Raw genomic sequence first — 12,256 nt, forward strand, 5'->3', positions numbered from 1 at the left:
CTTCTTCTTCGGCCCGCTGCCGCTCGATCGCCTCTTGGCGCAGTTCCTGGGTACGCTCCTCCACGCGCGTTTCTAAGGTTCGCGAATAGTTTTCGAGTTTTCCGTTGGCAATAGCAAGCTGTCCGTTGGTGGTTGCGAGTTTTGAAAAAGCCCTCTTGAGTTGCCATTGGTCGTGGTAGTTGGCAATCCAAATTGCCGAAGCACCTAGGGCTAGCAGGGGGGAAAATACCGGAATCATCCAACCCCCGAGAAAGGCAAGATAGCTGCCGATAGCTAATAGACTTCCTATCGAGACGATCGTGCAGAGGGTTCCGATCAAGAATAAGTTCTTTTTGAAGAGGCGGGTTTGCAGCAACGACCAGCCCCCCGCCGCCCCGACAAAAGACCAAGTGGCGATCCACAGCCAATTTGCTCTGCGTCCCCATCCCCGCAGCATCGGGCGATCGCCCTGGGCCGCACTCAATATTTGACTGGCTAAATTGGCGTGAATGACAATTCCAGGCATTGCTCGAGATTTGCCCACTAGAGCATTGTTGTAAGGAGTTTGAAAAATGTCTTTGAGGCTGGGGGTTATGGCTCCGATAAAGACGAGTCGATCGCGCATGAAGTCGGCGGGTATGCGATTTTCGAGAACATCTTTCATCGAGATTGTATCGAAACGATCGATTTGCCCGCGATAGTTGAGCAAAATCTGGAAGCCTCCCGTATCGGCTTTGGGACCGACATAACCGCGATGGGTGGGGATGACGGGATGAAATTTAGCCTTGCCCAGTTGAAAAGTACTTTTTTCTTCGTCGGCAACTTCGAGTTCGATGTCCCGCTTTTCGAGATAATCTAAGGCCAGACGAGTACCCAGTCCCGAGATGAGGTTTCCGTCCTCTTTACCAATGGCAACGACACCGCGACGCACCTTGCCATCGGCATCGGTCACGTTATCCGAAGCGGCCACTCGGTCGTCTTTGGCAAGTGCCGGTGGTGGGTCAACGGCTTCTCCAGCAACTTTCTGGATACCGATGAGATTCGGGGTAGTCTCGAAGACTTTCACTAATCTCTGATGTCCCGGTTCTAGGGGTAAATCGCGATAGATATCCAGACCGATGGCGCTCGGTTGCTGCGCTCGAATATTCTCGAGCAACTGTGCCATTACGCCGTCGGGCATCGGCCACTGTCCGATATGTCCGATATCGGTTTCGTCAATGGTGACGATGGCGATGCGATCGTCGATGGGTTCTCGGGGTCGCCAGCGAATGAATCCATCGAACGCGCCCCACTCTAGGACTTGCAACCATCCCGTCAACCGCAAGGCAATAACGACTCCGGTCACCACTGGCACGGAAATGAGGACGCTACCCCACATCTCTAGTTGTTGCTTGAGTTTGGTCTTCATCTTTTGCGCGATCGCACTCGGAGATCTCTACATTGAATGGGGGATGGGGAGAATAACAAGTCACCGACTTTTCGTTATCCGTTCGTCCAATTCTCTCTTCCCCAGCTTTCCCACTCTCTTCAATTTTTAACGCTAGGGGTAATGCCCCTGTGCGCGTCCCTGATTGCGGTGACTGGGGTCAACCCAACATGAAAACCCCGATCGATGAATAACTCAGTAGAAAATGTAGATGCGTATAAGCTGAAAATTGAGATCGAGCTAGCTCAATTCTCGAACCATTGATGCCAATCGTCCCGCAACTTGGAATCCTCGATCGCATCTGGATTATCTCGGTACAGTTGCCGCAGCAATTCTTCAATCTGGGCTTCGCTCATCATCGCCATAACCAGATCGAGCATATCCACCAAACTCGCCGCACTTTCTGCCAGAGTGGGACTGAGAGCCCAAACATCCTGTACCCAATCTCGGGACTTCTCCCCCGTAAAGATAAGGTCTTCGAGTAACGGCTTGGCTTGCTCTTTGGAAATGGTCAAAATTGGTTCCCGGATAGGTTTTCAAGGGGCGATCGTGCATTTAAGATTATAGGCAATCCTTGAGCTTGCGACCCGATCGCCCAAAAATTTTCGGTACATTTCGGTACATGAAAAAGTAGCCCCACTTCCACCACAGATATAGCAGTTGCCATATCGGTTAGAACACAAGTAACCGCATGCAGGCGAGGCTGGTGTTGCTGGGGGTCAATCGATCGTTTCTCGTATCTTCCCAGAACTCTCCCTCCGCGTCGATGGAGTGCTACGTGCTGGAAGGGTGCTCCATGCCCCGTGATATTGCAAGTGGCATCGTGCTGCGAAATAGGTTAGACGGCCGTGGGGCGCACGGTCTTGAAAATGCCCCTGGAGACGATCTGACGGGGGTGCCTTTCGGGGCATCTAGTCAAGTGTCTGTGAACGGGGAATCTCCAGCTAACGCTTCGCGTATAGCTGGGTGAGCGTCAATCGTCAATGACATCCGGTGCGCCAACAAACGTCGGAAATAGCTTCGCCAGCGCCGCTTCTCGTTCTGCTACCGGTTCGGTCGTCCAACTCCACAAACTTTCGTAGAAGAAGAACGAAACCCCGGCCAATCCGCGATTTCGGGCGATCGCCACCTGAGATTCAATCAAATCTAAAGATGCGGGACGATTTTTTAACCCGCTTAAAATCCCCACGCCGACGGGAATATTTTGGCGGGCAGCATCCACCTCTGGGGCTTCCAATTCTCGCGCAAACCGTATCGTATCGTCGCGGTACACTTGCAACATAATTTCCTCCACCAATCCCCGCCGTTCCCAGGTTTGCCAATCTTGCAGAAATTCGGTATAGGCAAAATTTTGAGGATTGGGAGACAGGGCGACGATGCAGTTTTCATCAACTTCCTTAACGGCCCGAAAAACTCGACCCATAAACGCCGTAATTTTATCTGCTCGCCACCGCAGCCATTCTGGGTCTTTGGTATCCGTTGGCGGGTCTTTTCCGTCGTGCTCGCTGCGATATAGGGCAACGGTAAACTCATCGTAACCGTACTCGGAAGGCAGTCCCATATGGTCGTCAAATTGAATGCCATCCACATCGTAGTTCGTGACAATTTCCACCACTAAATCGAGGATGAATTGCTGCACGTCCGGATGAAAGGGATTGAACCAAACCCGTTCGTGTTCCCCTTCCATTTTCGTTTGAGTGCCATCGCTGCGGCTGGTAATCCACTCGGGATAGCGTTGGGCAATTTCCGAATAGGAGGGGGCCATAAACCCAAATTCAAACCAGGCGATCGTCCGCAATCCCAAGCGATCGCCCTCTTTCACCGCCTCGGCGAGCATATCCCGACCTTGCAACCCCGGTTCGGGATCGAGCGATCGCCCAAACGTCGATTCGGCAACTTCACTGGGATACAGCGTATATCCCCAGTTCCAAACCGTCGGATAAATGGTATTGAAATTGAGCGCCGCCAAACGCTCTAAACCCGCTTTGAGCTTTTCGGTGGAAAACAGCACGTCGCTGTCGATATTCGTCATCCATACCCCGCGAATTTCCGGCAGGGATACTGTCGTTACGTACTCGCTGGCGATCGCCCCGTTGGGAACCATTTCTACGAGAGACTGACACAACATCGCCGCAATTTCCCCTCGGGTCGCGTTTCGATTGGGTTCGAGGCGGGTGGCATCGGGATAGTTAATCGCCATTCGGCGTTCTGCGGCGGCTGCCATGGCGTTTGTGGCATAGCTGGGAATATCTGCCGCATCGGTAAAAGCCAGATCGAGGGTGATTTGGGTTTCTTTCTGGGAAGGGATATATTTGAGACCGTTAACTAGGGCCACTAATGCCTGAACTCGGGGAATATTTTGGTTTGGCCCGAAGCGACGGTTGGGATAGCCCGAGAGAAACCCCCGTTCGTATACTGAAGTAATCGCTTTTGCCGCCCAATGTCCGTCGGTATCGGCAAATTCGATCGCCTCTCTGACGGGATCGCGCCCGGAGAAGATGCTATCGAGGATTGCGGCAAATTCAGCTCGCGTCACTGGGGCGTTAGGACGAAAGCTGCCATCGGGGTAGCCGTTGAGGATGCGGCGGTCGCCCAGCTCCTGAAGACAAGTCTGCCCCCAGTGTCCTTGGATATCGTTGAACGGGTTCTGGGCGGCAACTGGGGAGGCGATCGCGGCGATCGAAATCCCACAGGCAACAGCAGACGAAAACAAGGGGCGATCGAACATCAATTTTGGCGTGATTGGTAGGCATCCCAGGCGAGATTATACCAGCTTTTATGGGGAGATGAGAGCAGAGGAAGCAGGAGAAGCGAGGGGATTGGGTATATGAATCGTAAATTTGCCTGTCTGCGTATCTCCCCAATTCTCAATTGCGAGCTTCCCCTGCTGCTGAATACTGACAAACGCGATCGCCTCGCAACCCGCCTCCAATGTTTAAAGCGAGATGTTAGATCATCCCGATCAAAACACTGAAGGTTCTTAGAGATGTGACCACCGTCGTAAATAGCTTTTGAACGGTGAGTTCGGTTTTCGTTCTGTAATCGTTAATATCGTATTTTAGAACGATCAAATTCTCCTGTAGCCGTCCTGGCTGACCCGTGCGGAGAATGATGCGAACCATCTGATTTCCTAAAACATTCCGAATATACTCGACCACATCTAGCCCAGAATTTTCGGTTTCCATCACCACATCGAGCAAAACAATTGCCATATCTGGGTGAGCTTCAATTAACTGTTTTGCTTCTTTTCCCGAATAAGCACTCAAAAACCGCAGCGGTTTGTTTTCAAATGTCAATTCCTTTAAGGCTAATTTTGTAATCTTATGAACTTCTTCTTCATCATCAACAATCAAAACTTTCCAAGGCCGTTCGTGGTAGTCTTGGATAGCCGCTCGATCTTCAGTTTCTTCTGCAAACAGAAGTCGATCGTCTTCTCGATTTAAGTTATCGGATGGACTAGCCTCCAAAGTAAATACTCCTCCCCACGGGTTGTGGATCTATTAACAACGCTGTGACGAAGACATGCCGCATCATTTTTTCTCAAACAGACTCAGGAAGCACGCGATGGCTTTCCCAAAGTTACCCTATGCCCTTCTTCGAGGTATAGATTTACCCCAGAAAGAGGCAATGATACCTATGAGATACCAGAGAAACGATCGTAACAATGCTTAACGAGCTTACCTTATTTTCCGTCGGATTGGGTAATTTAGGCAGCGACTTGATGTTGAATCTCGTTACACGACAAACAATTCCCAAAGACCGTACCGATAACTTAGAGTAATAGATGCTGTTCTACATCTGTTTACATCTAATGTAGCAAAGCTCGAGCTCCCGATTAAGAGAGGGGAATCTCGATGGCAAACTGAGTGCCTTCTCCGGGGACTGAGTAACAGCTTAACTGACCCCTATGTTTTTCGACAACAATTTGACGAGAAATCGATAACCCTAACCCCGTTCCCTTGCCGACAGGTTTAGTTGTAAATAAATGCTCGAAGACTTTTTGCTGAACCTCCTCCGGCATACCATTACCGTTATCTTCAATGCGTACGACCGCGCGATCGCCAATGTCATTGAGTTCGGTCTTAATTTTAATTTGATTGGGGTTCTGTTTGATTTCGGTATAGGTTCGATTTTGATTGAATTCATCAAATGCATCGATCGCATTGGCGAGGATATTCATAAACACCTGATTGAGTTGTCCGGCATAGCAGTTTACCGACGGCAACTGACCGTATTCCCGGATTATATCGATTTCCGGGCGTCGATCGTTGGCTTTCAATCGGTGTTTTAAAATCATTAAAGTACTGTCAATTCCTTCATGAATATCAACTAATACTTTTGCAGAAGTATCGCTGCGACAAAACGTTCTCAAGGATTTGCTGATTTGGCGAATGCGATCGGTTCCCACTTGCATCGAACCAATAATTTTCGGTAAATCTTCGATAATAAAGTCGAGATCGATGCTATCAATTTCATCAACAATTTCAGGAACCGGATCGGGATAAAAGTCCTGATACAGTTCGAGCAAGCTTTTTAAATCTTCAATATATCCTTGCGCGTGGCTGATATTCGCCGCAATAAAGCCGACGGGATTGTTGATTTCGTGGGCAATTCCGGCCACTAGCTGACCTAAAGTTGCCATTTTTTCGCCTTGAACGAGTTTTAATTGAGCTTCTTGGAGATCTTTTAAAGACTGTTTGAGCTGCGAGCCTCTCTCTCGCTCGCGCATTTCCGACTGCTGGAGATCGTGATACAAACGCGTATTTTCTAAAGCAATCGCCGCTTGAGCGCACAGGAGCATCAATACATCCAGCCGCTCGTCGGTAAAGGCTCCAGAGGTAATGTTATTTTCGAGATAAACAAGACCGATCAACTTTCCTTGGCCTTGAATTGGCGCACACAATATTGATTTGGGTTGATGCAACTGGATATAAGGATCGGTTGCAAATGCAGATTCCGTTGCCGGATCGCTAGAGACGACATTTTCGTGGGTTCTGGCGACATAGTTAATCACCGAAAGCGGTAAACGATCGATCTGGTTGGCAGGAATCGATTCTTGCAACGCGATGGTGTCGGAACCGACGCTTTTAATCGCCTCGATGGTCAACCGATCGTCTCGTTCTAGCATCAAAAACCCCGTGGTTGCTCCTGCATTCGCCACGATCGTATGCATCAATTTATCGAGCAGTTGAGTCAACACAATTTCTCCGGAGAGAACTTGAGCGGCTTTCGTAACAGCCACGAGATCTAACGATCCCGCACGAGTGCGCGTGGAGTTAAAGGTAACCGTCATCGAAGACTTAAATTTCCCATTGAGAGTGAGGGAATCGGGAAAGTTGGAGTGAATGGGAGAAGGAGTCAGTAAATAAGCGTATTTCGACTCTAATTCTTCGACTTTTCGAGAGGCTCCCCAACGTTGGTAGCCGCGATAGGCTTCGTTCAAATAAAGGCTGGCAATTTTTTCTTTTCCTCGCGCCAGCCAAAACTTGGTCGCGCGTTCGTTGGCGAGTGCTTCGTGTTGAATAAATTCGTTTTCTTTTGCCGAGGCGATGGCGAAATCGTAAAGGTCGACTGCCTCCAAAATTGCATCGGAAATCCAAGCCATTTCTGCAGATAGCAGCAAGCATTTATGCTCGAAATTTTCCGGACAGTGGCTCGTCCAACGTTCGAGCTGGTTTTGAATGGCTTCTAAGGTTTGCCAATATTGTTTTTGCAGATTGCTATTTGCTGATGGATAAAGTGCGGCGAGGGTCAAGCCGTAGAAAAATTGATACTCAGCAATGGACATCGTGCTTTCGATCGTCGCTAAATTTTCTCTTGCAGCGATCGCCGAATCTAAAGCTGAAGAATAGTTACCGTAAAGGTAAAAAATTTGTAGTTTGTAAAGATGATGAAGACAAACCGAGATGACAGTTTGATGAGCTTCACAATTTGCCAAGTACTCAGATTCTTCCATATCTTCACTCTGAAACTCAAGATAATTTTGAGTTTGAGCGCACAAATTTAGAAGTGGAAATCTGAGTCCCGAAATGGTGTCAATTGCCCAGATATTTTGAGTTTTCTGACACAGAGTTAAAAAATTTGGAATTTCTGAGAGAATATATCCTAAATTCGTTCCTGCATAAAATAATGTTAGAAGCTTATAGACAAGAGTATAACCGGAAAATTGCAGTGCTCCAGAGTTAATTCCCGCCCGATATCCTGTCTCAAAAACATTCAAACTATTTCTTAAGGGTTTTACCCAAGGCATTAAATAAGCACCCAGCTTCATTGAGGTTTCGCACTTGTGAGCGGGAGCCATAGCCCGATCGCTCACTTCCACCCCTAATGTGGCGAATTTAAAACCTCGGACTGGATTCTCGAAGAGAATATTTTGTAAAATACCGTAGGAAGCGTAAGCCGTTGAAGATTCAGGAGCTTGACCGTATTTGAGGGAAAGTTCGATAATTTTGAGATTGATAATTCCAAAAAGCTTTTTGTTCTTTAAAAAAATAGGAGAAGCTAAATTTCTTAAAAGCTTAATGATAATTGCGATATCAATCCTTGATATTTCTGGAAGCTCTTTTAAGCGTGCAATGTCACCTTGAGCCATTTGGCTTTCTAGATTTTCGACATCGCGCTCTAATAACGAATCTAAGTTAGAATTGGGCAAATTAAATCCTAAGGATTTCAGCGTCTCTAAGCCCGTTTCTATCGCCCGTTCGTACTGAGTTTCTAGAGTATACTGTGCGATTAAAATATTTTTAAATTCGGCTTTCTCAATAGGAGATGTTGCCTGATTTAGCAAGTATTGAACTAAGATTTTCGATCTCTCTAAGTTTCCATTTAGATATTCAACTTTGGCTCTTTCTTTATGAATTGCAAATGCGAGAGAACGCTCCGAAAGCCAAATTTCTTCTGGAGAGCTTTGAATGCCAGCTTTGAGATAGTCGAGAGCCAAGTCGTATTTCATTTCATCTTTGGCTTTTCGAGCGGCTTCTAAGTTCAATGCAACGAGTTCGACTTTATCTTTCTTATTTTCAATCGTCTTGAAACTTGCATTCCAGTGATCGACGATCGGGTATAGCATTTCCGATCGCCGATCTTCTCGTACTCTTTCTAAGAGAGTTTTGCCGATTTGAAACCGAATTTTCTGTTTCGTTACCCCATCGAGGCGGGCATTGGCCGCACGTTGAACTCGATCGTGCAAAAACTTATATTGAGCGATTAATACCGAAGAATCATGAGAATTTGCCAGACTCGAACTCGTTTCCGATGTGGGTTGAACTAAGCCTTCAACAAGAGCGGGAATCAAATTGTGAAAGGTTTGGGAAACAGATTTTTGAGAAATCGCCGCAATAATATGGAGATCGAAATCCTTCCCCATACAAGCCGCCAAACTCAACAGTTGTTGTGTGGATTCGGGTAATGTTTTTAACTTGGCAATGGTTAAGCCTACAACATTATCGGTCATCCCCATAGCTTCGATTTGCGTAATATCCCACTGCCAACCGATTGACTCTTCATCAAAGACTAACAATTTTTCGGCATAGAGGGTCTTCAAAAATTCCCGAATAAAAAAGGGATTTCCGTTGGTTTTATACTTGACTAGTGCCGCTAAAGGTTTCACGGTGCGCTCGTCGCTGTGCAACGTATCGGCTATCAATTGAACGATCGGTTCGAGTTCTAGAGGTTCGAGTTCTAGTTGCTCGACGGTGCAGGCGCGATCGTGCAAGCGATCGAGCAATACCATCAGCGGATGGGCCGAACCGACTTCATTGCTGCGACAGGCCCCCACTAATAGTAAATATTGAATCTCTTCATCGATAAGTAATTGTTCGATGAGGTCGAGGGTGGCATCGTCCGCCCATTGCAGATCGTCGAGAAATAGGACGATCGGGTGGGGACTGATACAAAAAACTCGGACGAACTTTTGAAAAACCTCGGCAAACCGCTCTCGTTCGGCTTCAGGTTCCAAGGGTGTGAGGGGGGGGTGTTCGCCAATAATCAGTTGTAATTCGGGAATGACATCGATAATGACTTGCCCTTGTTCCCCAAGGGCTTCAGCCAGCTTCCCTCGCCATTGGGATAACTGCGCCTCGGTGTGAGTTAACAGTTGGCGGACGAAATCTCCAAAGGCGGAGATCGCTGCCGAGTAGGGAATATTTTCCTGAAGCCGATCGAACTTTCCCGAGATAAAGTATCCTTCTTTTTGGCCGATGGGGCGGTGAATTGAGGCGACCAATGCGGATTTTCCCATCCCCGAATATCCCGATATTAGGATAAACTCAGTACTCGGTCGAGCCGTTTTCGAGGAGGATGGTGAGAGACTCACAGCGGAACGATCGCTTCTCGAGGGTGCAGAATTTGCGGCCGGAGAGGCAACCTGATTCTTCTGTGGCGACGCAACCCGATCGAACACTGCTAGCAAGGTTTCAACTTCTCGTTCTCGACCGTAAAGCCCAGCGGGAATATGAAAATTTTGGGTGACATCATTTTCCCCAGGCACGAGATCTTCAATTAACCCCGTGGCTTCGAGTTGCATCAAACACAGAACTAAATCGGCTTGAATTCCCCAAGCACTTTGATACCGATCTTCGGGGGTTTTTTGCAACATTTTCATAACAATTTCCGAAACCGCTTGGGGCAATTCCGGGCGGATTTCGTGAGGTGGTATGGGCGCGATCGCTAAGTGAGCGTGCACCAATTCCATAACATCTTTGCTTTGAAACGGTAGCGTTCCCGTTAGCAATTCGTAGAACGTCACCCCCAAAGAATAAAAATCCGCGCGATAGTCGATCTCTCGGTTCGTCCGACCCGTCTGCTCCGGGGACATATAGGCCAGCGTTCCCTCTAGTCCTTGGGCATTTTGAATGGGCATTCGATCGTGGCTCATTCCCGTTGAAATGCCAAAGTCAATTAATTTAACTTGCCCGGACTCGGGAACAAATAGAATATTGGAGGGGTTAATATCTTTATGGATGACGCCGGCTGAGTGAACCTGCCCCAAAATCTCTGCGATGTGAATGGCGATCGTCAAAAACTCAGAGAGGGTAAACTCTCGTTCTTTCATTAAAGATTTCAAGGATTTGCCACCAAAATCCTCTAAAACCATCACCAATGTATTTTGATATTTTTCGAGGGCATAAGCTTGAATAATTCCCTCAAAATCCAAACGACGAGTAATACTATACTCTCGTTGGTATCGCTCTAGTTCTGTAGAATTGCAATAATCAGGTTTGAGAACTTTTAAAACGACCGGACGATCGTCTTGCTCTCGATATCCTTGATAAATAAAAGAAGTCGTACTTTCGTAGACTAAAACACTAATTTGGTAGCCAGGAAGAAGACTAAGCATCGTCTAATTGAACCCGCTCAAACGGTATGAAACCTTGTTAGCCGCAATTCAAGTTCGCACCAGACACGAAATGTGAAACGTGCCTCTGATGTTATACGCAAGAGTTATGAGAAATTCTGGAAACTTTGCGAATTGGCTCGCAAATGGATAGATACACTTGAAGGGCCTAACACGCGCTTGTGGGTGTCAGTGAGATGCACGCCCGATCGTTGTCGCGCTCGCACGCGAGTCACAGTTTTTCAGAGGTTTTTAGACCTTTGTTTGCCTCTAATGCTGGCTTTTAAGTTTAAGGAGATATTCGCTTTAGGCAACTCTCCAACCACTTTGGAAATTCAAACCACGTATCATAGTAGCAAAAAACCCATTAGAAGCGTTGCTGCCGGTGGCGATCTGACGCGCACCCAAAGCCACGAGCGCAAATCTAACGTTCGAGAACAACCTAAAGACGGGTTATCTGGATGTCGATCGCACCGACGACGCGATGACACGATGCGCTTAATACCGAGCTTAATACCGATATAAAGATCGTCAACTCAAACGCAAACCCCTCAACGATCGCGATTCGCCGCAACTGACTTGGTTTGCGCCGGATGCGCGGCGGTTGCCGGACGACTGAACAGTTTGAAGTACCGCGATACCAAAAACTCCTTGATGGGGAACGCAATCCAGGTAATTGGATTAATGGTGACGATAATATTGCGCGCATCCCTTTGCGCTGCTTTAACGACCTTTTTGGCCACCGAATCGGCTGACATCACACCAATGGGATTGAGATTGCTTTTAAACGGGCCCAAAATAAGCTTGCGAATAATGCAAGGTGCGTCCAATCGCCGCAGCGTCACCCAATCCCCCAGGGTGCGCTTGCTGAGTTCGTAGAGGGGACTGAATGCCGGGGAAACTTCTGCTTCGGAGGTATTAACCCAAACTTCCTTGCAGGCAATGTCCTTATTAGTACGAACGGTGGCTAGAAAGAGTTCCATCAACCGCCAACCCGACAGCGCGTTGACCTGATACGATCGCTCGATCGCCTCGGCCGTACGTTCCCCATGGACGTTGACCCCATGGTTGAGAACCAAAATATCGACTTTTTCGAGCAATTGTGCCAATTCGGTTTCGTTGCCAATTTGCCAGCGTACGGTGGGAATGGTGACATTTTCCCCATTGATGGTTACCGTCACGGTTTCGGTGCTAGATGTTAAGGCGATCGGTTTTGCCCCCGTGGTGCGCAGATGCAGCAGCAGCGATCGTCCTAGGGTTCCCGAAGCCCCGGTGACGGCAATGGTTTTCCCTTTGATAGATAGTGCAGTTCCCATAAGTCGATCCACGAATGTCAGCGCCCCGCAAAAGTAGGCATCTTGGTTATCGAAGTGATGACGCCAGTGATATTGGCGATTGACGAACCAGTGGGCGGGGGGTGAGGGAAACGGGCCGGGTAAGTGGGTAAGATCGGTTAGTTCGTGGGCCCACTCAAACCCCCATCCCCGGACGAGTGCCCCAAATATAAAAGTAGCAGC

At 48.0% G+C, this 12,256-nt stretch carries 8 protein-coding genes; 2 read left to right on the top strand and 6 right to left on the bottom strand.

Annotated elements, in window-relative coordinates:
- Both IQ235_RS06690 and IQ235_RS06695 read right to left on the bottom strand, forming a co-directional pair.
- The coding region (locus IQ235_RS06690) for a CHASE2 domain-containing protein (RefSeq protein ID WP_264320713.1) at positions 1-1,387 on the bottom strand (1,387 nt) is incomplete at its 3' end.
- Positions 1,388-1,650: 263 nt separating this feature from the next.
- The gene (locus IQ235_RS06695) at positions 1,651-1,920 is read right to left on the bottom strand and encodes a hypothetical protein (RefSeq protein WP_264320714.1); all 270 of its coding nucleotides are present in this window, start codon (positions 1,918-1,920) and stop codon (positions 1,651-1,653) included.
- A 281-nt stretch (positions 1,921-2,201) separates the two neighbouring features.
- On the opposite strand from IQ235_RS06695, the gene IQ235_RS06700 reads away from it, so the two are divergent.
- The gene (locus IQ235_RS06700; RefSeq protein ID WP_264320715.1) at positions 2,202-2,375 is read left to right on the top strand and encodes a hypothetical protein; all 174 of its coding nucleotides are present in this window, start codon (positions 2,202-2,204) and stop codon (positions 2,373-2,375) included.
- A 3-nt stretch (positions 2,376-2,378) separates the two neighbouring features.
- On the opposite strand, the gene IQ235_RS06705 is transcribed toward IQ235_RS06700, so the two are convergent.
- The 3 genes from IQ235_RS06705 to IQ235_RS06715 form a co-directional block, all read right to left on the bottom strand.
- Positions 2,379-4,133 carry a glycoside hydrolase family 10-like protein gene (locus IQ235_RS06705; protein WP_264320716.1) on the bottom strand — a complete coding sequence of 585 codons (1,755 nt, stop codon included), beginning with the start codon at positions 4,131-4,133 and terminating at the stop codon, positions 2,379-2,381.
- Positions 4,134-4,353: 220 nt separating this feature from the next.
- A complete protein-coding gene (locus IQ235_RS06710; RefSeq protein ID WP_264320717.1) occupies positions 4,354-4,872 on the bottom strand; it encodes a response regulator in 519 nt (172 codons plus the stop codon).
- A gap of 368 nt (positions 4,873-5,240) precedes the next feature.
- A complete protein-coding gene (locus IQ235_RS06715; protein ID WP_264320718.1) occupies positions 5,241-10,742 on the bottom strand; it encodes a trifunctional serine/threonine-protein kinase/ATP-binding protein/sensor histidine kinase in 5,502 nt (1,833 codons plus the stop codon).
- A gap of 324 nt (positions 10,743-11,066) precedes the next feature.
- On the opposite strand from IQ235_RS06715, the gene IQ235_RS06720 reads away from it, so the two are divergent.
- Positions 11,067-11,264, top strand: a complete 198-nt coding sequence (locus IQ235_RS06720) for a hypothetical protein (protein ID WP_264320719.1) — start codon at positions 11,067-11,069, stop codon at positions 11,262-11,264.
- 26 nt (positions 11,265-11,290) lie between these two features.
- Here IQ235_RS06720 and IQ235_RS06725 read toward each other — a convergent pair.
- Positions 11,291-12,256 (bottom strand): bifunctional sterol desaturase/short chain dehydrogenase (locus tag IQ235_RS06725; RefSeq protein WP_264320720.1); only part of this gene is annotated, 966 nt, incomplete at its 5' end.

The sequence above is a fragment of the Zarconia navalis LEGE 11467 genome (assembly GCF_015207075.1).
Classification (GTDB): domain Bacteria; phylum Cyanobacteriota; class Cyanobacteriia; order Cyanobacteriales; family Geitlerinemataceae; genus Zarconia; species Zarconia navalis.